Annotated in this window: 27 protein-coding genes; 12 read left to right on the forward strand and 15 right to left on the reverse strand. The window is 66.8% G+C overall.

Features of this window, described 5'->3' with window-relative positions:
* Position 1: 1 nt before the first annotated feature.
* The 6 genes from CLM73_RS23815 to CLM73_RS23840 all read left to right on the forward strand — a co-directional run bounded on the left by CLM73_RS23815 (position 2) and on the right by CLM73_RS23840 (position 5709).
* Positions 2-1009, forward strand: a complete 1008-nt coding sequence (locus tag CLM73_RS23815; RefSeq protein ID WP_105240527.1) for an amidohydrolase family protein — start codon at positions 2-4, stop codon at positions 1007-1009.
* Between the two features lie 95 nt (positions 1010-1104).
* Complete coding sequence (locus CLM73_RS23820) at positions 1105-2280, forward strand: ABC transporter substrate-binding protein (protein WP_105240528.1); 1176 nt, start codon at positions 1105-1107, stop codon at positions 2278-2280.
* A 40-nt stretch (positions 2281-2320) separates the two neighbouring features.
* Positions 2321-3241: a branched-chain amino acid ABC transporter permease gene (locus tag CLM73_RS23825; protein ID WP_105240529.1), complete on the forward strand. Its 921-nt coding sequence runs from the start codon at positions 2321-2323 to the stop codon at positions 3239-3241.
* Positions 3242-3254: 13 nt separating this feature from the next.
* Positions 3255-4238, forward strand: a complete 984-nt coding sequence (locus CLM73_RS23830; RefSeq protein ID WP_105240530.1) for a branched-chain amino acid ABC transporter permease — start codon at positions 3255-3257, stop codon at positions 4236-4238.
* Positions 4235-5002, forward strand: a complete 768-nt coding sequence (locus tag CLM73_RS23835) for an ABC transporter ATP-binding protein (protein ID WP_105240531.1) — start codon at positions 4235-4237, stop codon at positions 5000-5002. Before CLM73_RS23830 ends, CLM73_RS23835 begins: the two co-directional genes overlap by 4 nt.
* Positions 4999-5709, forward strand: coding sequence for an ABC transporter ATP-binding protein (locus CLM73_RS23840; protein ID WP_105240532.1), 711 nt, complete (start codon positions 4999-5001; stop codon positions 5707-5709). The genes CLM73_RS23835 and CLM73_RS23840 overlap by 4 nt, the downstream gene beginning before the upstream one ends.
* Positions 5710-5720: 11 nt before the next feature.
* On the opposite strand, the gene CLM73_RS23845 is transcribed toward CLM73_RS23840, so the two are convergent.
* From CLM73_RS23845 to CLM73_RS23885, 9 genes are all read right to left on the reverse strand, one after another.
* Complete coding sequence (locus CLM73_RS23845; RefSeq protein WP_105240533.1) at positions 5721-6776, reverse strand: Ldh family oxidoreductase; 1056 nt, start codon at positions 6774-6776, stop codon at positions 5721-5723.
* Between the two features lie 9 nt (positions 6777-6785).
* The gene (locus CLM73_RS23850) at positions 6786-8306 is read right to left on the reverse strand and encodes a mannitol dehydrogenase family protein (protein WP_105240534.1); all 1521 of its coding nucleotides are present in this window, start codon (positions 8304-8306) and stop codon (positions 6786-6788) included.
* Between the two features lie 59 nt (positions 8307-8365).
* Positions 8366-9901: a UxaA family hydrolase gene (locus CLM73_RS23855; protein ID WP_056558808.1), complete on the reverse strand. Its 1536-nt coding sequence runs from the start codon at positions 9899-9901 to the stop codon at positions 8366-8368.
* A gap of 31 nt (positions 9902-9932) precedes the next feature.
* Positions 9933-10799 carry a fumarylacetoacetate hydrolase family protein gene (locus CLM73_RS23860; RefSeq protein WP_105240535.1) on the reverse strand — a complete coding sequence of 289 codons (867 nt, stop codon included), beginning with the start codon at positions 10797-10799 and terminating at the stop codon, positions 9933-9935.
* Positions 10800-10829: 30 nt separating this feature from the next.
* A complete protein-coding gene (locus CLM73_RS23865) occupies positions 10830-11576 on the reverse strand; it encodes an SDR family oxidoreductase (protein ID WP_105240536.1) in 747 nt (248 codons plus the stop codon).
* A 12-nt stretch (positions 11577-11588) separates the two neighbouring features.
* Positions 11589-12998 (reverse strand): TRAP transporter large permease, encoded by a 1410-nt coding sequence (locus CLM73_RS23870; protein WP_105240537.1) that lies wholly within the window; start codon positions 12996-12998, stop codon positions 11589-11591.
* Positions 12999-13049: 51 nt separating this feature from the next.
* Positions 13050-13676: a TRAP transporter small permease gene (locus CLM73_RS23875; RefSeq protein WP_105240538.1), complete on the reverse strand. Its 627-nt coding sequence runs from the start codon at positions 13674-13676 to the stop codon at positions 13050-13052.
* A 117-nt stretch (positions 13677-13793) separates the two neighbouring features.
* Entirely contained in the window at positions 13794-14768 is a 975-nt protein-coding gene (locus CLM73_RS23880) for a sialic acid TRAP transporter substrate-binding protein SiaP (protein ID WP_056558818.1), read from the reverse strand.
* 139 nt (positions 14769-14907) lie between these two features.
* A complete protein-coding gene (locus CLM73_RS23885) occupies positions 14908-15621 on the reverse strand; it encodes a FadR/GntR family transcriptional regulator (protein WP_105240539.1) in 714 nt (237 codons plus the stop codon).
* A 174-nt stretch (positions 15622-15795) separates the two neighbouring features.
* Here CLM73_RS23885 and CLM73_RS23890 point away from each other — a divergent pair, with 174 nt between their 5' ends.
* From CLM73_RS23890 to pyrF, 3 genes are read left to right on the forward strand one after another with little or no spacing between them, the layout of a single operon-like run.
* A complete protein-coding gene (locus CLM73_RS23890) occupies positions 15796-16194 on the forward strand; it encodes a diacylglycerol kinase (protein ID WP_056325453.1) in 399 nt (132 codons plus the stop codon).
* Between the two features lie 49 nt (positions 16195-16243).
* Entirely contained in the window at positions 16244-17563 is a 1320-nt protein-coding gene (locus CLM73_RS23895) for an NAD(P)/FAD-dependent oxidoreductase (protein ID WP_105240540.1), read from the forward strand.
* Between the two features lie 5 nt (positions 17564-17568).
* Complete coding sequence (pyrF, locus tag CLM73_RS23900) at positions 17569-18387, forward strand: orotidine-5'-phosphate decarboxylase (RefSeq protein WP_105240541.1); 819 nt, start codon at positions 17569-17571, stop codon at positions 18385-18387.
* 77 nt (positions 18388-18464) lie between these two features.
* On the opposite strand, the gene CLM73_RS23905 is transcribed toward pyrF, so the two are convergent.
* The 6 genes from CLM73_RS23905 to ribBA all read right to left on the reverse strand — a co-directional run bounded on the left by CLM73_RS23905 (position 18465) and on the right by ribBA (position 22902).
* Positions 18465-19031 carry a CinA family protein gene (locus tag CLM73_RS23905; protein WP_105240542.1) on the reverse strand — a complete coding sequence of 189 codons (567 nt, stop codon included), beginning with the start codon at positions 19029-19031 and terminating at the stop codon, positions 18465-18467.
* On the reverse strand, positions 19028-19534 hold the full coding sequence (locus CLM73_RS23910; protein WP_056558833.1) for a phosphatidylglycerophosphatase A: 507 nt from the start codon (positions 19532-19534) through the stop codon (positions 19028-19030). The genes CLM73_RS23905 and CLM73_RS23910 overlap by 4 nt, the downstream gene beginning before the upstream one ends.
* Before the next feature lie 65 nt (positions 19535-19599).
* Positions 19600-20565 carry a thiamine-phosphate kinase gene (thiL, locus tag CLM73_RS23915; RefSeq protein ID WP_105240543.1) on the reverse strand — a complete coding sequence of 322 codons (966 nt, stop codon included), beginning with the start codon at positions 20563-20565 and terminating at the stop codon, positions 19600-19602.
* A 142-nt stretch (positions 20566-20707) separates the two neighbouring features.
* Positions 20708-21217, reverse strand: a complete 510-nt coding sequence (gene nusB, locus CLM73_RS23920; protein WP_056325438.1) for a transcription antitermination factor NusB — start codon at positions 21215-21217, stop codon at positions 20708-20710.
* Positions 21186-21716 carry a 6,7-dimethyl-8-ribityllumazine synthase gene (gene ribH / locus CLM73_RS23925; protein ID WP_056558843.1) on the reverse strand — a complete coding sequence of 177 codons (531 nt, stop codon included), beginning with the start codon at positions 21714-21716 and terminating at the stop codon, positions 21186-21188. Before ribH ends, nusB begins: the two co-directional genes overlap by 32 nt.
* 10 nt (positions 21717-21726) lie before the next feature.
* The gene (gene ribBA / locus CLM73_RS23930) at positions 21727-22902 is read right to left on the reverse strand and encodes a bifunctional 3,4-dihydroxy-2-butanone-4-phosphate synthase/GTP cyclohydrolase II (RefSeq protein WP_056558846.1); all 1176 of its coding nucleotides are present in this window, start codon (positions 22900-22902) and stop codon (positions 21727-21729) included.
* 148 nt (positions 22903-23050) lie between these two features.
* Here ribBA and CLM73_RS23935 point away from each other — a divergent pair, with 148 nt between their 5' ends.
* The 3 genes from CLM73_RS23935 to phnD all read left to right on the forward strand — a co-directional run bounded on the left by CLM73_RS23935 (position 23051) and on the right by phnD (position 25858).
* The gene (locus CLM73_RS23935) at positions 23051-23884 is read left to right on the forward strand and encodes an HAD-IIB family hydrolase (protein ID WP_105240544.1); all 834 of its coding nucleotides are present in this window, start codon (positions 23051-23053) and stop codon (positions 23882-23884) included.
* Between the two features lie 12 nt (positions 23885-23896).
* Positions 23897-24712: an IclR family transcriptional regulator gene (locus tag CLM73_RS23940; RefSeq protein ID WP_105240545.1), complete on the forward strand. Its 816-nt coding sequence runs from the start codon at positions 23897-23899 to the stop codon at positions 24710-24712.
* A gap of 147 nt (positions 24713-24859) precedes the next feature.
* On the forward strand, positions 24860-25858 hold the full coding sequence (gene phnD / locus CLM73_RS23945; RefSeq protein ID WP_056558855.1) for a phosphate/phosphite/phosphonate ABC transporter substrate-binding protein: 999 nt from the start codon (positions 24860-24862) through the stop codon (positions 25856-25858).
* Positions 25859-25861: the final 3 nt, after the last annotated feature.

Below are 25861 nucleotides of genomic sequence, written 5' to 3' on the forward strand. Positions count from 1 at the left end.
GATGATCCAGAAAATCGACATGCACGCGCACTTCTTCCCGCCGATCACCCGGCAGGAAGCCGCCGCGCTTGACCCCGTCAACGCGCCCTGGCTGCGTCCGGACGACAACGGCACGACCGGGCAGATCATGGCTGGCGACCGTCCCTTCCGGCCCGTCGACGCCACCCTCTGGGACCCCGCGCTGCGCATCGAACAGATGGACCGCCACGGCGTCGATGTCCAGATCCTGTGCGCCACGCCCATCATGTTCGGCTACACCTACCCCGCGCAGGCTGCCGCCGATTGGGCCGCACGCATGAACGATCTTGCGCTCGAACACTGCGCCCACGCGCCCACGCGCCTCAAATCCCTGGCCCAGGTTCCCCTGCAAGACCTCGACCTCGCCTGCCGCGAAGCATCGCGGTCACGCGCCGCCGGCCATCTGGGCGTCCAGATCGGCAACCACGTCGGCCCGCGCGACCTCGACGACGACACGCTTGTCCAGTTCCTCGTCCACTGCGCCAACGACGACATCCCCGTCCTCGTGCATCCGTGGGACATGATGACCGACGGCCGCATGAAGAAATGGATGCTGCCGTGGCTTGTCGCCATGCCCGCCGAAACCCAGCTCGGCATCCTGTCCCTGATCCTGTCCGGCGCCTTCGAACGCATTCCCCGCAGCCTCAAGCTGTGCTTCGCCCACGGCGGCGGCAGCTTTGCGTACCTGCTCGGGCGTGTCGACAACGCCTGGCGCCATCGCGACATCGTCCGCGAAGACTGCCCGCACCCGCCCTCGTCCTACACCGACCGCTTCTACACCGACAGCGCTGTCTTCGACCCCCGCTCCCTGCGTCTGCTCATCGACGTCATGGGCGAAGACCGCGTCCTGCTCGGCTCCGACTATCCCTATCCCTTGGGCGAGCAAGAAGTCGGCAAACTCGTCACGCACGCCGACCTCGTGCCCGGCGTGCAGCAGAAGATTTTGTTCCGCAACACGATGACCTTCTTTGGCTTGCAGGCGCAGCAGTGAAATAGGGCAGCAGTGAACCAACGCGCCAGCGAATCCACGCCACCGCGCGCCATCACTTCCACGACCGTGACACACGGCATAGCAAGGGGAATCACATGAAACGCATCCATACGCTGGCCGCCGCCGCGGTGCTGGGCCTGTCGCTACACGCTGCCGCGCAGGCCGACGTCAAGATCGGCCTGCTCACCACGCTGACCGGCCCCGGCTCCGTGCTCGGCCAGGACCAGCTCGACGGCTTCATGCTCGCCGTCGACCAAGGCGGCGGCAAGCTCGGCGGTGTAGCCGTACAGGTCCTCAAGGAGGACGACCAGTTCAAGCCCGAAGTCGGCGTCCAGGCTGCCCGCAAGCTCGTGCAAAGCGACAAGGTCCCCATCATCACCGGCGTCGTCTACTCCAACGTCATGCTCGCCGTCGTGCGGCCCGTGACCAGCGCCGGCGTCTTCCTGGTGGGCTCCAATGCAGGTCCCACCAACCTCGCCGGCAAGGACTGTTCGCCGTTCTTCTTCTCCACGTCCTGGAACAACACCCAGCGCCACGAAGGCAGCGGCGAAATGGCCAACCAGATGGGGTTCAAGAAGGTCTATCTGCTGGCCCCCAATTACCAGGCCGGCAAGGACGCCATGGCCGGCTTCAAGCGCTTCTACAAGGGCGATGTCGTCAACGAAGTGTTCACGCAGGTCAACCAGCCCGACTATTCCGTCGAGCTGGCCGCGCTGGCCGACGCCAAGCCCGACGCCGCGTACGTGTTCTTTCCCGGCGGCATGGGCGTGAACTTCATCAAGCAGTACCGCCAGGCCGGGCTCTTCGGCAAGATCCCGCTGCTGTCGGTGGACACCATCGACGGCGCCACGTTGCCCGCGTTGCAAAAAGACGCGCTGGGCGCCGTCACCAACGTGCCTTATTCACCCGACCTCGACAACGCCGCCAACAAGGCCTTTGCTGCAGCTTTCCGCCAGAAATACGGCCGCGAGCCCTCCAGCTACGCCGCACAATCCTATGACGCCGCCCAGTTGATCGGCTCGGCGCTCAAGAAGACCGGCGGCAAGACCGACGACAAGGACGCGTTGCGCAAGGCCCTGGAAGCCGCCGACTTCCAATCGGTGCGCGGCGAGTTCCGCTATCAGCCCAACCACTTCCCCGTGGCCGGATTCTTCCGGGCGGACGTGGCCGAGAACGCCGACGGCAAGGTCGCGTTCGTCAACAAGGGCCCCATCTTCCCCGACCTGTCCAAGGTCTCGGACCAGTACGCCGCCCAGTGCGTCATGAAGTGAAGCGGGCGGCCCTGACGGCCGCCGGCAAGGGGGTGTAGCCATGTCCACGACGCTGCTGCTGGTGCAGGCCTTGAACGGCCTGCAACTCGGCATCCTGCTGTTCCTGCTGGCCGCCGGTCTGACGCTGGTGTTCGGCATCATGAATTTCATCAACCTGGCGCACGGGTCGCTGTACATGATGGGCGCGTTCATCGCGGCCACCGTGTTCCGGCACACCGGCTCATTCCTGCTGGCCGCCGCGGCGGTCGTCGCGGGCATGGCGCTGCTTGGGCTGTTGCTGGATCGCATCGCGCTGGCACGGCTGTATCCGCGCGATCACCTGGACCAGGTGCTGGCCACGTTCGGCTTCATCCTGTTCTTCAATGAACTGACCCGCATTCTGTGGGGGCCCGCGCCGATCAGCATGGGGCTGCCGTCCTGGCTGTCCGGCACCATCGACATCCTGGGCGTCACGTATCCGCTGTACCGGTTTCTCATCATCGTGGTTGGGCTGGTGGTCGCGGCGGCGTGTTACCTGCTGATCCACCGCACTCGGCTCGGCATGCTGATCCGCGCCGGGTCCACCGACCGCATGATGGTCGGCGCGCTGGGCGTGAACATCGCGCGCCTGAACACGCTGCTGTTCGTGCTGGGCGCGGTGCTGGCGGGCCTGGCCGGGTTGATGGCCGGTCCCATCCTGTCGGCGCAGACGGGCATGGGCGAACCCATCCTGATCCTGACGCTGGTCGTCATCGTGATCGGCGGCATCGGCTCCGTGCGCGGCGCGTTCCTGGCCGCGCTGATGGTCGGGCTGATCGACACGCTGGGACGCGCGTTGCTGCCAACGCTGCTGCGCGCCGCCCTGCCCCCTGCAGCGGCCAATGCCGCCGGCCCCGCAATCGCCTCGATGCTGATCTACATCGTCATGGCGCTGGTGCTGGCGATGCGGCCGCAGGGCCTCTTTCCCGTCAGGCACGGATAAGGACGGCGACGCCATGTTCACGTTATCTCCCCGCACGCTGGCCGCCGCCGCGCTGCTGTTGTTGTTTGCCCTGGTGCCCGTGTATGCGCAGTGGCAGGGCGAACCGTTTCTGCTGGCGCTGTTCGGCCGCGTGCTGGTCTATGGCATCGCGGCGCTGGCGCTGAATCTGCTGCTGGGCTACGGCGGCATGGTGAGCTTCGGCCATGCGTTGTATCTGGGTCTGGGCGCGTATTCCGTCGGCGTGCTGTCGCACTACGGCATCGAAAGCGGCTGGGTGCATTTGGCCGGCGCCATCGGCGCGTGCGCGACCGTCGGGCTGATCAGCGGCTATGTGGTCATGCGCACCAACGGCATCGCGTTCATCATGATCACGCTGGCCTTCGCGCAGATGTTCTATTTTCTGGCGACGGGGCTGGAAGGCTTTGGCGGCGACGACGGCATGTCGCTCTTTGCCGGCAGCGACTTCGGCCTCTTCCGGCTGGACACGCCGCTCGCGCTGTATTGCACGGCCTTCGGCGTGCTGCTGCTGGTGCTGTGGCTGATGCACCGGCTGATCCACGCGCCCTTCGGCATGGCCCTGCGCGGCTGCCAGGCCAACGAGCGCCGCATGCGCGCGCTGGGCTTTCCCACGCTGCGTTACCGGCTTGCCGCCTATGTGATCTCCGCCGTCATCTGCGGCGTGGCGGGCGTGCTGCTGGCGAACCTCACCATGTACGTCTCGCCGTCGTACCTGGCGTGGACAACCTCCGGCGAACTGATCGTGATGGTCGCGCTGGGCGGCATCGGCACGCTGTTCGGTCCGGTGGCCGGCGCGCTGGCGTTTCTGCTGCTGGAAGAAGGCTTAAAGCTCATCACCGATCACTGGATGCTGGTCATGGGCCTGTTGATCGTCGGTGTGGTGCTTGCCTCGCGGCGCGGTGTCTATGGCAGCCTGTCGGCAACACCGTGGTGCATGCCTCGCCGGGCGGCGCGCCATCCCTCCGGAGAGCCGCAATGAGCGCCCTGCGCATCGAAAACCTGGAAAAGCGCTACGGCGGGCTGACGGTCACGGACAAGCTGTCGCTGGACGTGGCCAGCGGCGAGCTGCATGCCGTGATCGGCCCCAACGGCGCCGGCAAGACCACGCTGATCGGGCAACTGAGCGGCGAACTTCGGCCCGATGCCGGACGCGTGCTGCTCGACGGCAAGGATGTCACGCGCATGCCGGTGGAAAAGCGCGTGCGCCACGGCCTGGCGCGCTCGTATCAGATCACCTCGGTCTTCAAGACCTTCACGGCGCTGGAGAACGTGGCGATGGCGGTGCAGGCGCGGCGCGGCCACAGCTTCCGGTTCTGGCGGCCCGTGCTTTCAACGCCGGCGTTGACCGAACCCGCCCGCGAAGCGCTGGCCCTGGCCGGCCTGTCCGCGCGTGAAAATACGCCCGCCAGCGACCTGGCCCACGGCGAACTGCGCCAGCTCGAACTGGCGATGGTGCTGGCGTGCCAGCCGTCGCTGCTGCTGCTGGACGAACCCATGGCGGGCATGAGCCAGCACGAGTCCGAGGCCATGACGCGGCTGCTGCTGTCGTTGCGCGGCCGCTACACGATCCTTCTGGTGGAACACGACATGCAGGCCGTCTTCGCCCTGTCCGACCGCATCACCGTGCTGGTGTACGGCCGCGCGCTCGCGTGCGGCACCGCGGACCAGATCCGCGACGATCCGCAGGTGCGCGAATGCTATCTGGGCAGCGAACGCGGCCGCACCCGGGAGGCGCGCGCATGACCGCCCTGCTCTCGCTGCGCGGCGTCACCGCGCACTACGGCGCCAGCCAGGCGCTGTTCGGCATCGACCTGGACATCGCGCCCGGCGAGTTTGTGACCCTGCTGGGACGCAACGGCATGGGCAAGTCCACCACCGTCAAGGCGGTGATGGGTCTGAATCCCGCCTCGCGCGGCGCCATCAGCTTCGACGGCGCGGACATCAGCCGCCTGCCTTCGTACAAGGTGGCGCAGTGCGGCATCGGGCTGGTGCCGGAAGGCCGTCACGTCTTTCCGAACCTGTCCGTGCGCGAGAACCTGGTGGCGACCGCGCACAACCGGCAAGGCGCGGCGCAGCCCTGGACGCTGGAGCGGGTGTACGCGCTGTTCCCGCGTCTGTCCGAACGCGCCAGGCACCTGGGCAGCCACTTGTCGGGCGGAGAACAGCAGATGCTGGCCATCGGCCGCGCACTGCTGACCAATCCCCGGTTGCTGATTCTGGATGAGGCCACCGAAGGACTCGCGCCCGTCGTGCGCGAAGAGATCTGGGCCGCGCTGGATACGCTGAAGCAGACCGGTTTGGCCGTGCTGTGCATCGACAAGAACCTGGAGCCGCTGCTGGCGACCGCCGACCGCCACGCCATCGTGGAAAAGGGGCGCGTTGCGTGGACGGGTACGTCGCGGGAATTCCTGGACGACGAGGCGCGGCTGCTGCAGTACCTGGGGGTGTAGGAGCAGGGCAACTACGCTTGGCGCGTCGCCGGGAGCGCCACGCCCAGCCGGCTGCTCCACGACTGCATCTCGTCCCACAGCGCGGGCGGCACCGGCAGGCCAAGCCGCCGCCGTTCCCGCTCATGCTCCGCCTCCGGATCGCCCGGCATGCGGGGCGCGCCCGGCGCCTGCGACAGCTCGACCGCCATTCCCGCCACCACCGCGGCCAGCGCCGCGCCCCCGGCAAAGCGGGCCGGATCAATGACGATGAAGAACGCGCCCAGCTCGCGCGGCTGGTCCAGCGCCTCGTACATCGACGAGATATGCGGGCCGAATGGATTGCCGTTGAGCGGTCCGCACAGCAGCTCGACCATCATCGCAAGGCCATAGCCCTTGTAGCCGTATTCCTCGCCGCCCAGCGGCCGTAACGCGCGCGCGGCCTGCGCGTCGGTGCAGTCCGCGCCGTTCTCGTCCAACGCCACGCCCGCCGGCAACGCCACGCCATCGCGCCGCGCGTTCATGACGCGGTTCCAAGGAATGGCGGTCGTCGCCATGTCCAGGCACAACGGCGCCCCGTCCGCGCGCGGAAAGGCCAGCGATAGGGGATTGGTGCCGAAGAAGGCTTCGCGCCCGCCAAAGGGCGCGGCGACCGAATCCGAATGCGTGAAGGCGATGCCGATCAAACCCTGCCGGGCCGCCGCGCGGCTGTACAGCCCAATCGCCCCGCAATGCGAGGAGTCGCTGACGCCGACCGCCGCCACGCCGGCCTCGCGGGCCAGCTCGATGGCCAGCGCATTGGCCCGATGCGCCACCACGATGCCCTGCCCCCGGCCGCCGTGCACCTGCGCCGTGCCCGGCCCCGTGCGCGCGATGCGGACGTCGGGCCTGGCCAGGATCGAGCCGTGCGCCACGCGATTCAGGTAATGCGGCAGCCGCGCGATGCCGTGCGAGTCGATGCCCCACAGGCTGGTCTGCGCCAGGCTGTGCGCCAGGCAGCGCGCGTCGTCCTGGGAAAAGTCCTGCGCAAGCAGGCACGCCTCGGCCCAGCGCTCCCATTCATCAGCGGTCACGCGGCTGTTGGCGTCCATGCTTGTCTCCTAGGTGGCCGCCTGCACGGCGTGGAGCACGCCGTGTTCGCGCAGCGCTTCAAGATGTTTGGTCAGGCATTCGACGAACACGGGCGAATCGCCCAGGTCGCCGAACACGGGTTTGAAGCGCGCCAGCACCATCGCGCGCCGCTGCGCCGCCTGCGACGGCTTGGCGGCATGCGCGGCCACCTCGGCGCGCGACAGCAGGCGGTCGAGCCGCGCCGCGATCGGATCCTGGATGGCGTATGCGCTGCCCTGTTCGTCTTCGCCACGCAGGTAGTTCAGCCACGCGGCCACCGCCAGGCACAGGCGATCGATGCCGTGGCCGGCGCGAAGGCGGTCGCGGATGGTGTCGAGCAGGCGCTGCGGCAGCTTCTGCGACCCGTCCATGGCGATCTGCGACAGCGGATGCGGCAGCGCGGGGTTGGAAATCCGGTCCAGGAACCGCAGGCGGTATTCCACCAGCCCCGCATCGGGAATGCCGCGCAGCGTCGGCGCAATTTCTTCGCGCATCATGGCTTCGACGAACGCGCGCAGCGCCGGGGTATTGGCGGCGTCGGCCATCGTATGCAGGCCCAGCGCCGCGCCCAGATACGCCAGCGCCGAATGCGGCCCGCTGACCATGCGCAGCTTCAGCCGTTCATAGGGCGCCGCGTTGCTCACGAACGTCGCGCCGCCCTGCGCGTCCCAGGCGGGCCGGCCGGCGGCGAACTTGTCTTCGATCACCCAGTTCAGATAGGGCTCGCCCAGCACCGGCCAGGCGTCCTCGACGCCCAGGCGCTCGGCGATCCGCTGGCGGTCCTGGTCTTCGGTGGCGGGCACGATGCGGTCGACCATGGAGTTCGGGAACGTGCAGTTGCGGTCGATCCAGTCGGCCAGCGTCACGTCCACCCGCAGCGCAAACGCCAGCACCAGGCTGCGCAGCGTATCGCCGTTGCCGCGCAGGTTGTCGCACGACATCAGCGTGATGGGCGGCAGGCCGCGCTCGCGCCGCAAAGCCAGGCCATGCACCAGAATGCCGATGGTGCTGCGGGGCCGAATGGGGTTTTCCAGGTCGTGCAGGATGTCCGGATCGTCCCAGCGCAGGTGGCCGGTGGCCGGTTCGTGGCTGTAGCCCTTTTCCGTGACGGTCAGGCTGACGATGCGGGTCTGCGGATACGCGATGCGTTCCAGGACGGCGTTGGGGTCTTCGTCGGCCACCATCACGCGCAGCACGGAACCCACGATGCGCAGTTGTTCCCGGTCCTGGCCGTCCGGGCCGGCGTCGCGCACGGCCAGGGTGTACAGGCCGTCCTGCGGCGTCAGCGCATCGCGCGTGGCCGGGTGGCGCAAAGACACGCCCAGGATGCCCCAGCTCAGGTCACCGCTGGCCTGCATGGCCTGGTCCGTGACCACCGCCTGATGCGCCCGGTGAAAGGCGCCCAGTCCCAGGTGGACGATGCCCGGCGTCAGCCGGCTGCGGTCGTAGCTGGGCTTATCCACGTCGGCGGGCAGACGCGGCAATGACTCGGAATTCAGACGTTCAAGCATGGGTGCGCAATGTCTAAAAGGGGCGACGCCAGGGTATAGCACGCCCCGAGCCGTCTTCGCTACATCACCGCGCCAAGTTGCCACGGAACGAATTCGTTTTGTCCGTAGCCGTGCGTCTCGCTGCGGGTGCGCCGGCCCGACGCCGTCTGCAGCATGAGCTGAAAAATGCGCTCGCCCATCTGCGCCACGCTTTGCGCGCCGTCAACCACTTCACCGCAATTGATGTCGATGTCGTCGGCCTGGCGCTGCCACAGCGCCGTGTTGGTGGACAGCTTGAGCGACGGCGCGGGCGCGCAGCCATAGGCGGACCCGCGGCCGGTGGTAAAGCAGATCAGGTTGGCGCCCCCTGCGACCTGCCCGGTGGCCGAGACCGGGTCGTAGCCCGGGGTGTCCATGAAGACCAAACCGCGGGTGTGCACGGGTTCGGCGTATTCGTAGACGTCGGTCAGGTTGGTGGTGCCGCTTTTGGCGATGGCGCCCAGCGATTTTTCCAGGATGGTGGTCAGGCCGCCCGCCTTGTTGCCGGCCGAGGGGTTGTTGTCCATCTCGGCGTCGTTGCGGGCGCAGTAGTCTTCCCACCAGCGCACGCGCGCCAGCAGTTTTTCAGCCACGGCGGGCGTCTGCGCCCGGCGCGTCAAAAGGTGTTCGCCGCCGTAGATCTCGGGCGTCTCGGACAGGATCGCCGTGCCGCCGTGGCGCACCAGCAGGTCCACCGCCGCGCCCAGCGCCGGGTTGGCACTGATGCCGGAATAACCGTCCGACCCGCCGCATTGCAGCCCCACGGTCAGGTGGCTGGCGGGCACGGCCTGGCGCTCGACACGGTTGGCCTGCTCCAGCATGCGTTCGACCAGTTCGATCCCGCGCGCGACCGTCTTGCGCGTGCCGCCCGTGTCCTGGATGTTGAATGTGTGCAGCATGCCGCTTTCGCGCAGGTGTTCCTGTTCCATCAACCCGCCGATCTGATTGGTCTCGCAGCCCAGCCCCACGACCATCAGCCCGCCGAAGTTGGCATGGCGCGCGTAGCCGCCCAGCGTGCGCCGCAGCACCCGCAGCGGTTCGCCGTCGCTGCCGGTGGCACAGCCCGCGCCGTGCGTCAGCGCCACGACGCCGTCCACGTTCGGACAGGCGGCCAGCGCCTCGGGCCGGATGTCGCGGCGAAAGTGGTCGGCAATGGCGCGCGCCACCGTGGCCGAACAGTTCACGCTGGTCAGGATGCCGATGTAGTTGCGGGTGGCGATGCGGCCGTCGGCGCGCACGATGCCGTCGAACATCGCCGGTGCGTCCACGAAGTCGGTCGGCCGCGCGTCCTGCCCAACCGCGTAGTCGCGCTCGAAATCCGAGAACTCCAGGTTCTGGCTATGCACGTGCTGGCCGGGCGCGATGTCCTGCCGCGCCACGCCGATGATCTGGTTGTAGCGGCGCACCGGCTCGCCGGCCGCGATGGCGCGCACCGCCACCTTGTGGCCGGGGGGCACCAGCCCCACGACCGTCACGCCCTCGCCTTCCAGCCGGGTGCCGCTGACAAGCTGGCGCCGGGCGATCACCACGTTGTCCGCCGGGTGGATGCGTATGACTGCGGTATCGGTCTGCGACATGAGGACTCCGGAAGGCTAGAGGGCGCGGGGATCAGCCGTCGATCAGCGCGGGATCCCAGGCATGGACGCGCTGGCGCTGTTCGCCCAGCCCGGCGATGCCCAGTTTCATCTCGTCGCCCGCCTTCAGGTAGACGGGCGCGGGCTTCTGGCCCATGCCCACGCCGGGCGGCGTGCCGGTGCTGATGAGGTCGCCCGGGTACAGCGTCATGAAGCGGCTGACGTACGACACCAGTTGCGCCACGCCGAACACCATGGTGCGTGTGCTGCCGTTCTGGTAGCGCTTGCCGTTGACCTCAAGCCACATCTCCAGGTCCTGCGGGTTGGGGATTTCGTCTGCCGTCGCCAGCCACGGGCCGATCGGGCCGAACGTGTCGCAGCCCTTGCCCTTGTCCCAGGTGCCGCCGCGTTCGATCTGGTATTCGCGCTCGGACACGTCGTTGACCACGCAGTAGCCGGCCACGTGCTTCATGGCGTCGGCCTCGCTGACATAACGGGCCTTCTCGCCGATCACGACGCCCAGCTCGACCTCCCAGTCGGTCTTGACCGAATCCTGCGGCAGCACGACCGCATCGTTGCAGCCGACCACGGCCGACGTCGTCTTCATGAAGATGACGGGTTCGGCCGGCACGGGCAGTCCGGACTCGGCGGCGTGATCCGCGTAGTTCAGGCCGATGCAGATGAACTTGCCCATGCCGGACCACGGCGGGGCCACACGGCCCGGCTGCGCCACCAGCGGCAGCGACACCGGATCCAGCGCGCGCAGTTCCGCCAGCTTGGCGGGCACGAGCGTCTGCGCGGTGATGTCGGCAATGACGGAAGACAGGTCGCGGACCTGGCCCTGGGCGTCGATCAGCGCGGGCTTTTCTGCGCCCTTGGCGCCATATCGCATCAGTTTCATAGCGGTTTCCTTGTTGCTGGAAAGAAGAGTTCAGTTGGACCAGCCGCCGTCGATCACTTGCGCGGTGCCGGTGGTAAAGGCGGATTCGTCGCTGGCAAGATACACCGCCAGCGCGGCGATCTCTTCGGCGCGGCCGATGCGGCCCATGGGCTGGCGCGCGGTGAATGCGGCCTCGACCGCCGCGACCGGCTGCCCGCTGGCCAGCGCCTGCGCATCGATGCGCTGGCGCAGGGACGGCGACTCGACCGTGCCCGGGCAGATGGCGTTGCAGCGGATGCCCTGGCCCACATAGTCGGCGGCAACCGCCTTGGTCAGCCCGATGACGGCCGCCTTGGTGGCGCCGTAGGCGCAGCGGTTGGGCGCGCCCTTGATGCTGCCGGCCACGGACGCCATGTTGACGATCGACCCCGAGCCGCGCGCCAGCATCGCCGGCAGGCAGGCGCGGATCAGCAGATACATGGACCGCACGTTCAGGTTGAACGAAAAGTCCCAGGCGTCTTCGTCGCAATCAAGAATGGTGCCGGCGTGCACGAAGCCCGCGCCGTTGAACAGCACGTCGACCGCGCCCGCGTCCTGCGCCAGCGCACGCACGGCGCGGGCGTCGGTCACGTCCAGCACCTGCGTGCGGCAGCCGGACAGGGTTTCCAGCGCGGCGCCGTTCAGGTCCACGGCCAGCACGTCGGCGCCTTCGTGCGCGAAGGCCAGCGCCACGGCGCGGCCGATGCCCTGCCCGGCGGCGGTGACGATGGCGGTCTTGCCTTGCAGTCTTGCTGACATGTGCGTGCGTCCTTATTTGCCGGCCATGCCCATTGCGGTGGGCAGCCACAGGGTGATCTGGGGGATGTAGGTGATGGCGATCAGGGCCACGAACAGCGGCACCAGCCACGGCAGGATGGCCATCGTGGTGCGCTCGACCGACAGCTTGGCCACGCGCGCCAGCACGAACAGCACCATGCCCATTGGCGGATGCAGCAGCCCGATCATCAGGTTCAGCGTCATGATGAGCCCGAAGTGGATCGGGTCGATGCCCAGTTTCAGCACGATCGGCAGCAGAATCGGCACCAGGATGGTGATGGCCGCGATGGTGTCGATGAAGCAGCCCACGATCAGGATCAGGATGTTCGCCATCAGCAGGAACACCCACTTGTTCTGCGTGACGCTCAGGATGGCGTCCGTCAACGTCTGCGCGGCCTGCGTGGTGGTCAGCAGCCACGCGAACACCGACGCGGCCGTCACGATGAACAGGACCGACGCGGTGGTTTCGATGGTGTCGAACGAGGCCTTGGCCAGCGTCTTGAACGTCATGGACCGATAGCGGACCAGCCCCAGGAACAGCGCCCAGATCACGGCGGCCACAGCGGCTTCCGTGGGCGTGAACCAGCCGAGCGTCATGCCGCCAATCAAAATCACCGGCGCCATCAGCGCCATCACGGCCGAAAAATTGAACTTCCAGTCCAGCAGCAGCAAGGCCGCGAACGAGATGCCGGTGGCGATGTTGGGCGACACGCCCGCCAGCGTCATCAGCCAGATCGACATCGGAAACGCCAGCACGATCAACACTTCCAGCCCCGCGCCGCCCAGCCGCTTCCAGTTGAAGGCGACGTCGCCGCCCCAGTTGTTGCGGCGCGCGTAGTAGGCAACCGTCAGCATCATCAGGATGGTCAGCACCAGGCCGGGGATCAGGCCGGCCAGGAACAGCGATCCGATCGACACGTTGGCCATCATGCCGTAGATGACGAACGGCAGCGACGGCGGAATGATGGGACCCAGCGTGGCCGACGCGGCCGTCACCCCGACCGCGAACTCGGTCTGGTAGCCGTGGTCCTTCATGGCCTTGATCTCAATGGTGCCCAGGCCCGCGGCGTCGGCAATGGCGGTGCCGGACATGCCGGCAAACACCACCGAGCCGATGATGTTCACCTGCCCCAGCCCGCCGCGCATCCAGCCCACGAGCGCCACCGCGAAGTTGTAGATGCGGCCCGTGATGCCGGCGATGTTCATCAGGTTGCCGGCCAGAATGAAGAACGGCACGGCCAGCAGCGGAAACGACTCGACGCCCGCGATCATGCGCTGCGCGATGACCACGTCCGGCACGCTTCCGGAAATCAGGATGAACAGCAGGGACGCGCCCGCCATCGAGACCGCCACCGGCAGCCCCATGATCATCAACAGCAGAAAGGTTCCTATCAGGGTGCCCATGTATCGCTCCTGGCAAGGCACTGCGGATTCGGGGAAGTTCTGGTCAGCGCTTCAGTCCAGCGACTCATAGGCCGCCGGATTCTCCAGGATCGAATAGCCCTGCCGCCAGTTCTGCACAGACACCTGCAGCGACCGCAGGAACATCATCGCGAACCCCGCCAGCGCCACCCAGTACACATAGGCCTTGTTCCAGAACAGCGTCGTCATGGGCTCGTCGCCCACCAGCACGATGTAGCGGTACGTCAGCCACACGGCATAGCCGAAGAAGGCGGTGCGCAGAATGTCGATCAGCGTGGACAGCACGCGGCCGATGGGCTTGGGCAGGTAGCGGTAAAGGAAGTCCACCTGGATATGGCGGCACGCGCGCACGCACATGGCCGATCCCAGAAACACGACGCCGATCAGGCAGTACACCGCCAGTTCCTCGGTCCAGGCGTACGAGTCGTTCAGCACGTAGCGCGAAAAGAACTGCAGGAAGACCAGCAGCGCCATCGCCCAGAACATGGCCAGACAGATCCAGTCTTCCGGCTGGTAGCCGGCCAGGCTGACTTCGTGGTGATCGGCTTCCTCGAAGCTCTGGACGATCTCGTCCACCGAGGCGACGTGATGCGGGCCGGACGGCTGGTCCGGCGGATGGCTGACGGCCGCCATCGTCGCGGCCTTCGCGTTGGTGTGCATGGAGTTCCCCTCGTGCGGGATCGGTCAAGCTATCGGATCAGGCGATTGCCGGAAGCGATGCGGTCAGGCGCTGCATTCTGGAGCAGCGGGCCGCGGCGGCGGCCCGCCCGCCGTTTTTCACTTCACCGCCTGGATCTTTTCCCAGTCCGATTGCTCGTAGCCGTATTGCTTGAACGGCACCTTCTCCAGCACGGTGGTGCGGAAGTCGTCGATGTTGACCTCGGCCACCGTCAGGCCGCGCTGCTTGAACACGTCGACCATCTTTTTCTCGGATGCTGCCACCTCGGCCGACGCCTTCTCCGCGGCCTGCTGCGCGACCTCGGCAAAGATCTTCTTGTCCTCGTCCGACAGGCTCTTCCAGAGCTTGCCCGAGATCACCGTGTTCAGGTGATCGACGATGTGGCCCGTGAGGATGATGTTCTTCTGCACCTCGTAGAACTTCTTGGCCTCAATCGTGGTCAGCGGATTTTCCTGCGCCTCGACCGTGCCGTTCTGCAGGGCCAGGTAAACCTCGGCAAACGCGATGGGCGCGGTGTTGGCGCCACAGGCACGCGGCATGGCCAGGTACGCGGCCACGTCCGGCACGCGGATCTTCAGGCCCTTCATCTCGCTGCACTTGGTGAACGGCTTGTTGGACGTCGTCTGGCGCGTGCCGTAGTACGTGGTCGCGACGATGTGGTTGCCGCTCTTTTCGTCGTAGCCGCGCGTGAGCTCCTTGTAGATGTCGCTCTTGGTGTAGGCGATCAGGTGCTCGGGGCTGCGGAAGGTGTAGGGATAGTAGGTGACGCCGATGCGCGGAAAACTCTTGGCCGCGAAGCTGGACCCGGAAATGATCATGTCCACCGTGCCGAGCGTCAGGCCCTGGTTGATGTCGTTTTCCTTGCCCAGTTGCGAGGCCGGATAGACATCGATGTGATAACGGCCGTTGGTGCGCTTCTCGATTTCCTGGGCGGCCCACACCGACGAGGTATGGAACGGCTCGGACGTCTCGTACACGTGCGCCCACTTCAGTTTGGTCTGGGCCAGTGCAGAGCCGCTGACGGCTAGCGCGACGGCGGCAAACAGCACTTTGATAGCGTTGCTCGGCTTCATGTTGTCTCCTCTCTTTGAGGTGGCGGGCTCGGCGGCCTCGCGTCATGTTTTACATATGGAGTTCACCTACTGGAGCTGCACCTTCGTACTGCGACTGCGATTTGCCATCGGCGCCCGTGGCGGGCGCCGGCAGCCATTGCTATTCAGCGCGCAACGCTTCGGCCGCGCCGGGCCAGCTGGCCATCAGGCGGTCGTACGAGCAGGAAAGATGGTCACGCATGGCGGCCCGCGCGCCTTGTTCATCACCGGCCGCGATGGCGTCGATGACGCGGCGGTGTTCGGTGATGGCGACGGCCCAGCTGTCGGAATTTTCGAAGTAATCGCCCAGCTTCACGGAAAGCGGGTTGTGGCGTTCGTCGAAGAGTTCGCCCACGACGCGCACCAGCACGGCGTTGTTGGCCATTTCGGCCACACGCAGGTGAAACAGCCGGTCGCCGCGAATGGGCACGCTGCCGGCCCGCGCCTCGTCTTCCATCGCGTCGACGGCTTCGCGCAGGCCTTCCACCAGCGCGGGCACCGGATTGAGCGCGGCCTGTGCGGCCAGCTCGCTTTCGATGGTGCGGCGGGCGCGGATGGTTTCAAGCGGGCTTTCGGCGGTCAGGCTGGCGCGCGGCGCGCCGCCCGGGCTTTGCACATACACGCCCGAGCCCATGCGCACTTCCACCCAGCCTTCGACCTCAAGGGCGATCAGCGCCTCGCGCACCGATGGCCGCGACACGCCCAGCTTCAGCGCCAGATCGCGTTCGGGCGGCAGGCGCGCGCCAGCCGGAAACTCGCCGGCCTCGATCAGCAGGCGAAGCTGATCGGCGATCTGGCGATACAGGCGGCGAGGTTCGATGGTCTGAATCGGCATGAAAGAAGACAGCTCGATGACAGGACGAAACGGTAAAGTGGCCTTACCAATTGACCAGAATCCTGCGCCTGCTGCCGTTGGGTCACAATTAGGGTTTGCCCATAGGCACACGGTGTGCCACGCGGGCAACCCTTATCTGTTAAAAAGCCGCCACCACGGCTTTCTTCCGATTCCATGACCCACGATCCGCAACACTCGCCCTTCAAGAGCACCGGCGGCGCGCGCCGCATCCTCAATGCGCTGCGCTATTCCTGGCAGGGCCTGAAGGCGGCCGTCAAATACGAGGCGGCCTTCCGGCAGGAACTGGCCCTGGCCGTGCTGATGATTCCGGCGGCGTTCTTTCTGGGCCGCACCACGGTCGAAGTGTTCTTCCTGGTGGGCGTGGTGGTCATGGTGCTGGCGGCGGAACTGCTCAATTCCGCCATCGAAGCGCTTGCCGATGCGCTGTCCGTCGAACGCCATCCCCTGTTGGGGCGGGCCAAGGACCTGGGCAGCGCGGCGGTAATGCTGCTGCTTATATTTGCCGGAACGGTCTGGGTGGGGGTGGCCATCAGCCGTTTCGTCATGCATTGACACGGGTTCGCACCGCGACGGGGATGCGACTCTATTTATACTGGGAGCCATGATGCCTCAATCGACGTCAGCACCCTCCAAGCGCATCGTCATCGTCGGCGGTGGCGCAGGCGGCCTTGAACTGGCCGCCAAACTTGGCCGCACGCACGGCCGTCAACACATCACCCTGGTCGACAGCCGCCCCTTCCATATCTGGAAGCCTTCGCTGCACGAAGCGGCGGCGGGCACGCTGGACATCCACCAGGAAGGCCTTTCCTACCTGATGCTGGCCCACCTGGACGGTTTCTCGTTCACTCAGGGCCGCCTTGAAAGCGTCGACCGCGAACGCCGGTTGATCACGGTGGACGCCGTCAACGACGCCCAAGGCCAGGAAGTCCTGCCGCGCCGCGAACTGCCGTACGACACGCTGGTGCTGGCGCTGGGCAGCACGTCCAATTTCTTCAACACGCCCGGCGCGGCCGAACATGCGGTCACGCTGGACACCACGGAAAACGCCGAGCAATTCCGCCTGACCATGCTCAAGGCCATGGCGCTGGTCGATCAGGCCAAGGTGCGCAATCCGTCCGCGCGGCTGGACCTGGTAATCGTCGGCGGCGGCGCCACCGGCGTGGAACTGGCGGTGGAACTGACCGAAGCCAGCCACGTCGTCAGCGCCTATGGCCTGCCGAACTTCCGCGCCGATCGCGACCTGGCCATCACGCTGGTCGAAGGCGCACCGCGCATCCTGTCCGCGCTGCCCGAGAAAATTTCGGTGGCGGCGACCAAGCGCCTGACCGAACTGGGCATCCGCGTCGAGACCGCCTGCCGTGTTTCCGAAGTGACGGGCGACTCCGTGCGCACCGCCGACGGCCGCGAATTTCCGGCACAGTTGTGCATGTGGGCCGCGGGCATCAAGGGCCCGGCGCTGCTGGCCGACCTGGGATTGCCGTTGAACAAGCTGGGGCAGCTCGAAGTCAACGAACGGCTCGAAACGCCCGACCCGCACATCGTGGCGCTGGGCGACTGCTGCGCGGCGCCGTGGCGCGAAGGCCGCACCGTGCCGGCCCGCGCCCAAGCCGCGCATCAGCAGGCCGACTACCTGACCAAGAAGCTGACGGCCCGGCTGCGCAACAACCCCGAGCCCACCGAGCCCTACGTCTACCAGGATCACGGGTCGCTGGTGTCGCTGGGGCAGGACGCCGGGGTGGGCAGCCTGATGGGCAAACTCGCCGGACGGGGACTGTTCGTAAGCGGTACACTGGCGCGCTTGATGTACATGAGCCTGCACCTGATGCACCACCGCGCGGTGCTGGGCGCCTCGCGTACCGTCTCCCTCGCCCTGGCTCGCCTGCTGATGCGGCGCACTCGCCCGCGGGTCAAACTGCACTGAATCCCATGAATTTCCTGCAAAAACTCGAACACGCCTGGACCACCAGCAACTCGCTCCTGCAAGTCGGGCTGGATCCCGACCCGCAGCGCTTTCCGCGCGAATTGCAGGACAAGCCGGACGCCATCTTCCAGTTCTGCCGCGACATCGTCGACGCCACCGCGCCGTATGCGTGCAGCTTCAAGCCGCAGATCGCGTACTTTGCCGCGCATCGCGCCGAAGACCAGCTCGAAGCGCTGTGCCAGCACATCCGCGACAAGCACCCGGACCTGCCCATCGTGCTGGACGCCAAGCGCGGCGACATCGGCTCCACCGCCGAAAACTACGCCCGCGAAGCCTACGAGCGCTATCAGGCGCACGCCCTCACCGTCAGCCCCTACATGGGCCTGGACTCGGTCGAGCCCTACCTCGCGTGGCGCGACCGCGGCGTGATCGTCCTGTGCCGCACGTCCAACCCCGGCGGCTCGGACCTGCAATTCCTGAAGATGGACAACGGCGAGCCGCTGTACCTGCACGTCGCGGGGCTGGTGGCCGACAAATGGAATGCCAACGGCCAATGCGGTCTGGTGGTGGGCGCCACGTTCCCCAATGAACTGGCCGCCGTGCGCCAGCGCATCGGCGACGCGCTGCCTCTGCTGGTGCCGGGCATCGGCGCGCAGGGCGGCGACATCACCGCCACGGTGAACGCCGGCGCCAACGCCGCGCGCAACGGCATGATGATCAACTCGTCGCGCGCCATCATTTACGCCAGCGGCGGCGATGACTGGCGCGAAGCCGCAGGCGAAGCCGCCAAGGGCCTGCGCGACGCGATCAACGCGGTACGCTGACCCGCCAAACGCGGCAAAAGCCGCTGCACGGTGCGCGAACGCACGGTGCAGCGGCTTTTTTCATTTCAACGCCGAGGTCAGCGCCGATTGATCGGCACGCCCGCAAACTCCAGCACGGCTCGCAGCGCAAACTCCACCGCGGCCTGGCGCACCTGCCCCCGGTCACCCGAGAACACATGCGTTACCGCGCGGCTGCTGATGCCGTCGCCCACCCGCATGGCAAAGCCGAAGCACACCATGCCCACCGGCTTGCCTGGCGTGGCGCCGCCCGGACCGGCGATGCCGGTGGTCGACATAGCCACGTGCGCGTTGGGCACTGCCAGCAACACGCCATTGGCCATTTCCAGCGCGACGGGTTCGCTGACCGCGCCAAAATGATGCAGCGTTTCAGGCGACACCTCCAGCTCGGAAACCTTGGCGTCGTTGCTGTAAGTGACGAAGCCGCGCTCGAACCATTCGCTGGAACCGGCCACCGCGGTGACGGCCCCGGCCAGCAGGCCGCCGGTGCAGGATTCGGCGGTGCCCAGCATCCACCCCTGCTGCCGCAACACGTCGCCCAATCGTTCGGACAGGCCGAGTATCGTCGCTTCCGACAACTGCGCGGCCGACAGGTTGGTCCGCGCGCCTTCAAGCTGATCGTTCATCCCAAGACTCCTGTGCGGGCCACCAGCGCCATCACCAGCAAGGCGTAGCCGGCAGCCACGATATCGTCCCACATGACTCCGAAGCCGCCCTTGATATGGGCGTCGAAGAACTTGATGGGTGGCGGCTTGACGATGTCGAACGTGCGAAACAGCACGAACGCCAGCGCCTGCGACAACCAGCCGGCCGGCGTCAGCCACAGCACCAGCCAGAACGCCACCATCTCATCCCAGACCATTCCGACATGATCCGGCTGCTGGAGTTCTCGGCCGACGCGATGACAGGCCCAGCATCCGTACAGAAACGCCAGGGCCAGGAACACGCCGATGGCCAGGTCCGACGCCGCAGGCGCCGCCGCCACCCAGATGCCCCAAGCAAGCAGCGTGCCCCACGTGCCGGAGGCAGGACGGATCAGTCCGCTGCCAAAGCCGAACGCGATCAGCCGGCCGGGGTCGCGGCAGACCCAGGACACCGCCGGGTACGCGGCCCGGCTGCGATCGCGCATGGAAGTGGAGTGCTTATCAGTGGAAGACATGGGTGTTGGGTCTGCAAACGACAGGAGGCCGCGGATCAGTCCGCGGGAAAGTGATCGAAGCCCGCGGGCAGGTCGGCCAGCGGCTGGCCGTGCGCATCAAGGACGGCCACGCCCGGCTGCCGCAGGATCTCGCCCACGCGGGTCACGCGAGCGCCCGCAGACGCAGCGGCCGCCAGTACGGCCTCGCGCCGGGCTGGCGGCGCGGTGAAACACAGTTGATAGACATCGCCCCCACCCAGCAGAGCGCGGCGCAGCGGCCCAGCTTCCAGCCCTGCCAGCGCAGGCGCCATCGGCAGATCCTCAAACCGCAGGCAGGCGCCCGCGCGGCTGGCGGCCAGAATGTGGCCCAAATCCTGCAACAGGCCGTCGGACAGATCGATGGCTGAATGTGCGATGCCGCGTAGCGCGAGGCCCAGTGCCACTTGCGGCTCGGGCCACTCCAGCGCGCCCCGTGTGGCGGCCAGCAGCGCGGCATCAGAAGGGTATTGCCCGTCCAGCAACCGGTAGGCCACGTCGGCCGCGCCCAGTTCGCCAGACACCCAGATGTCGTCGCCGCCTCGCGCGCCATCGCGGCGCAGCGCCTGTCCGGCCGGCACCGAGCCGAACACCGTCACACTGATCGCAAGATCGTGCGCGCTGCGCGTGGTGTCGCCACCAATAAGCGGACAGCCATGCGCCGCCGCCAAAGCGTGAAAGCCCTCGGCAAACGCCGCCAGCCACGATTCACGCAAATGGGGCAACGCCAGACCCAGCACGCAGCCGATCGGGCGCGCGCCCATGGCGGCGAGATCAGACAGATTGACCGCCAGAGCCTTGTGGCCCAGCGCTTTGGGATCGACATCGGGAAAGAAATGCCGGCCTTCCAGCAGCAGATCCGTGCTGGTGGCCACCTGTTCACCGGGCGGAACAGGAAACAGCGCGCAGTCGTCGCCAACGCCCAGCAAACCGGCCGGCGCGGCACGCGTGAAGTAGCGCGCAATCAGATCAAATTCGGACGCCACCGCGCCTCCACTATGCGGCGTTCAAGAATCGCCGTCGACTTCTAACGGGTGCCCCACAGCGGGGCCGCGCGGATCCGGGCTCCGCCGGTCCGCAGCGGCGCCCCCTGGGGGGAAGCGCGCAGCGCTGCGGGGCGGGGTCTAGCTATCGGCGTTGTTGCGCCGCGGCCTGGACCTCGTGCGCGCGCACGTCGGCGGCCAGCTTGTCGAGCACGCCGTTGACGAACTTGAAGCCGTCGGTGCCGCCAAACGACTTGGCCAGTTCCACGGCCTCGTTGATGGCGACCTTGTACGGGACTTCGACGTGATGAATCAGTTCGAAGCTGCCGATCAGCAGGATGCCATGCTCAACGGGCGACAACTCGGCCAGCGGGCGGTCGACGTAGGGCGTGAAGCGTTCGCGCAGAGCGGGCGCTTCGCGCAGCACGCCGTGCAGCAAGGTCTTGAACCATTGCGCGTCAGCCTCGGAGAAGTCCTCGGTGTCGCGCAGATGGGCGTCGATCTCGCCGGCGTCCTGCGTGCCTTCGCCGCCGCGCAGCAGCCACGCGTACACGCCCTGCAGCGCGAATTCGCGCGCACGGCGGCGCGCGCTGCGCGCGTTGGCGCGGGCCTGCGCCGCGCTATCAGCGCTGGTCGTCGTCTTCTTCGTCGTCAAAATCTTCGTCCTCGTCGTCTTCGTCTTCGTCTTCTTCCTCGGGTTCCAGCGCTGCCACCAGATTGGCCATTTCAACGGCCACCTGGGCGCAGTCGCGGCCCTTGCCAGCAGCGCGGGCCTGCGCCTGCTCGTCGGTGTCGACGGTCAGCACGCCGTTGGCGACGGGGACGCCGGTTTCGAGGGAGATGCGGGTGATTGCAGTGGCCGTTTCATTGCTGACCACTTCAAAGTGATAGGTTTCGCCACGGATGACCGCGCCCAGCGCGATCAGGGCGTCGAACTCGAACGTTTCGGCCATGTGGGACAGGGCCACGCCCAGTTCCAGCGCGCCGGGCACGGTGGCGACCATCACGTCGCGCTCGTCCACGCCCAGTTCGGCCAGTTCCTTCAGGCACGCTTCGAGTTCGGCCTGGCCGATTTCTTCGTTGAAGCGGGCGCGTACGATGCCGATGTGCAGCCCTTCGCCGTTCAGGTCGGGGGTAAGGATGTAAGGGTTCATGTGTCGGCCTTCAGTGTGTTGCGGGAGTGTTCTGCGGGTCGCAATCGTAACCCGTAATGGTGAGCGAGAAGCCCGCCATGCTGGGCATCTTGCGCGGCCGGGCCAGGAGCCTCATTTGCCCCACGTTCAGGTCGCGCAGAATCTGGGCGCCGATCCCGTAGGTGCGCAGACCGAAGCGGTCGGCGTTCGCAGGATTGGCCTGCGCCTTCGGGTCGTTCCAACCTGCAATCTGGCCAAACAGATGTTCCGTGGAAGACTGGCAGTTCATCAGCACCAGCACGCCGGCCGGGGCGGCCGCGATGGCCTCGAGCGCCTGGGCCACGCCCCAGCTATGCGGACTTGCGCCGGTATCCAGCACATCCAGCACGGACGCGGGCTCGTGCACGCGCACCAGCGTCTCGGCGTCGGGAGTCACATTACCATGCACCAGCGCCAAATGGGCGGAGCCGGTGGCGGCGTCTTCGTAGGCCACGGCCTCGAACGTGCCCCAGGCCGTCTGCATGGCGCGCTTGCCCACGCGCTTGACGATGGACTCGTGCTCGCTGCGGTATTGGATCAGGTCGGCGATGGTGCCGATCTTCAGGTCGTGCTGGCGGGCGAACTCCACCAGATCCGGCAGGCGGGCCATCGTGCCGTCGGGCTTGAGGATTTCGCAGATGACGGCGGCGGGCGTCAGGCCCGCCATGGCGGTCAGGTCGCAGCCGGCTTCGGTATGGCCGGCGCGGACCAGCACGCCGCCGGGCACGGCGCGCACCGGGAAGATGTGGCCGGGCTGAACCAGATCGGCCGGCTTGGCGTCGCGCGCCACAGCCACCTGGATGGTGCGGGCGCGGTCGGCGGCCGAAATGCCGGTCTCGACGCCTTCGGCGGCTTCGATGGACTGCGTGAAATTGGTGCCGTAACGGGTGCCGTTGCGGGCAGCCATCATCGGCAATTCAAGCTGGCGGCAGCGCTCTTCGGTCAACGTCAGGCACACCAGGCCGCGGCCGTGGGTCACCATGAAGTTGATGGCTTCCGGCGTGACGAATTCGGCCGCCATGACGAGGTCACCCTCGTTTTCGCGGTCTTCTTCGTCAACCAGAATGACGATGCGGCCGGCGCGCAGCTCGGCGATGATCTCGGCAACCGAAGCGATGCCGAAGGATTCCGGCTCGGAGCCGGACAAGGAGGACAACTGGACGGACATGGCGTGACACGTAAACCAGGCGGGAAAGCCCGGATTTTACCGCCCTCCCGGGCCGAACCCCTATTGGCGTCTTGCCGCCCCGTCCGGACGGGGGCATCCGGTTAAACTTTCGCCCGGAGATCCCCCAGAAAAACGAAGGAAAAACCTCATGCAAGCCCTTGCGGCAATGCCTTTGAACGTCGCGGCAGCCGTCCGCGTCGTGCTGACCGACATCGACGACACGCTGACCACCGAAGGCCGCCTGCCCGCCGATGCGTACGCCGCACTTGAACGCCTGGAACAGGCCGGCATCCAGGTCGTGCCGATCACCGGCCGCCCGGCCGGCTGGTGCGATCACATCGCCCGTATGTGGCCCGTGCGCGCCGTGGTCGGCGAGAACGGCGCCTTCTATTACGCCTACGACCGGCAGGCCCGCCGCATGACCACGCATTACTGGACCGACGCCGCCTCGCGCCAGGAAAGCCGCAAGCGGCTGGACGCGATCCGCGACCGCGTCCTGGCCGAGGTGCCGGGCAGCGCCGTCGCCAGCGACCAGGACTACCGCGTGGCCGACCTGGCCATCGACTTCTGCGAAGACGTGCCCGCCCTGCCCGACGCCGCGATCAGCCGCATCGTCCAGATCTTCCAGGACGCGGGCGCTCAGGCCAAGGTCAGCTCCATCCACGTCAACGGCTGGTTCGGCGACTACGACAAGCTCACCATGACGCGCACGATGTTCCAGCGCGAATTCGGCATGGACGTGGCCGGCGCCCTGGACAGCACGCTGTTCATCGGCGATTCGCCCAACGACGAGCCGATGTTCGCCTACTTCCCGATCTCGGTCGGCGTGGCCAACATCCAGGCCCAGCTGCACCGCCTGACGCACCGCCCCGCGTTCGTCGCGGCCTTTCATGGCGGCGGCGGCTTCGTCGAAATGGCCGACCGGCTGCTCGCCGCCCGTCAGCCCTCCCAAGTTCAGCCCACCCAAGTCCAGCAGGCTTAAGGTCAGCACACCGTGGCAACTTCCAAGACCGCGGCGCCCGCCGCCAACGACGGCCGCCGCAGCATCCAGTCCATCGAGGTGGGCGTGCCACTCCTGGCCGCGCTTGTCGACGCGGGCAAGCCCCTGACGCTGCGCGACCTCGCGGCCGGCGCGGGCATGACGTCCGCCAAGGCACACCCCTACCTGGTCAGCTTCATCCGCGTCGGGCTGGTGCAGCAGGACGCCGTCACCGGCCAGTACGAGCTGGGTCCCTTCGCCCTGCAGATGGGGCTGGTCAGCCTGCAGCGCCTGGATCCGGTGCGGGTCGCCATGCCGGAAATCGCCAAGCTGCAGTCCGACATCGGCCACACGCTGGGCATCGCGGTGCTGGGCTCGCACGGCCCCACCATGATCCACATGACCGAAGCCAGCTACCCGGTCCACGTGAACATGCGCAAGGGCACGGTGATGTCCATGCTGCACACCGCCACCGGGCTGGTGTTCGCGGCCTGGCTGCCGCCCAAGGTCAGCGAGCACTACATCGCGCGCGAAGAAGGCGACACTGCCGTCATCGCCAGCGTGCCGCCGCCGCGCAAGGCCTCCCGCGCCAACATCGAAGCGCAACTGGCTGACATCCGCGTCCACGGCATGGCCCGCGCGCTGGGCAACCCGCTGCCCGGCGTGGACGCGCTGTCGGTGCCGGTGTTCGACAACACGGGCAGCATCGTCCTGGCGCTCACCAGTCTCGGTCCCACCGGCCTGTTCGACGTGTCGTGGGACGGCGCGATTGCGCGTCCGCTCATCGCATGCGCCCAGGAAATCTCCCGGAAGCTGGGCTTTCGCGGCTGAACGCGTTTTCGCGCAAAAACGAACACAAAGCGAACAAAACGAACAAAAGACGAAAAGAAAGGCAGGGACTTTCCCGAGTGTGCCGTCCCCCGTTGTGTGTTTGAATTCAGCAAAGATTCAATTCATACCTACACGAGGAGACACACGATGCAAGCCTTGCGTCTTATGCAGGCGGCCGCACTGGCCGCATTCGCTTTTGGAGCTTCCGCCGCCCAGGCCGCCGACACCTGCTCGAACCGCGGCGATCTTGACCAGATGTATTGCGACTCGAACAAGGACCTGGTGGCCGACACGCCCACCGACGCGTCCAAGCTCAAGACGCCTTCCACGCTGGTGTTCACCTACACGCCGGTCGAAGACCCGGCCGTGTACGAAGACATCTTCAAGCCTTTCACCAAGCACCTGTCCGAGTGCACGGGCAAGCGCGTCGTGTTCTATCAGGTGCAGAGCAACGCGGCTGAAATCGAAGCCATGCGCTCGGGCCGCCTGCACGTCGGCGGCTTCTCGACCGGCCCCACCGCATTCGCCGTGAACATCGCCGGCGCCGTGCCGTTTGCCGTCAAGGGCTACGCCGACGGCTTCCAGGGCTACAACCTGATCGTCATCGTCAAGAAGGACAGCCCGTACCAGAAGCTGACCGACCTGAAGGGCAAGAAGCTCGCGCACACCGCCCCCTCGTCGAACTCCGGCCACATGGCGCCCGTCGCCCTGTTCCCCAAGGAAGGCCTGACGCCCGACAAGGATTACAAGGTCATCTTCTCCGGCAAGCACGACCAGTCAGTCATGGGCGTGAACTCCGGCGACTACGACGCGGCCGCCGTGGCATCGGACGTCTTCAAGCGCATGGTCGAACGCGGCCAGGTCAAGGAAGCCGATTTCCGCATCATCTACACCAGCGAAAAATTCCCGACCTCGTCGTTCGCCTATGCGCATGACCTGGAACCGAAGTTCCGCGACCAGATGCTCAAGTGCTTCTACGACTACCGCTTCCCGCCGGAAATGTCCAAGGCCTTCGACAACGCCGACCGCTTCTACCCGGTGACGTACGAGAAGGACTGGGCCATCGTCCGCCAGGTCGCTGAATCCGGCGGCGAAAGCTTCAACCGCGCGGCCTATGACCGCGAATCCGCAAAGAGCAAGAAGTAATCC

Source organism: Achromobacter spanius (assembly GCF_002966795.1).
Taxonomy (GTDB): domain Bacteria; phylum Pseudomonadota; class Gammaproteobacteria; order Burkholderiales; family Burkholderiaceae_B; genus Achromobacter; species Achromobacter spanius_D.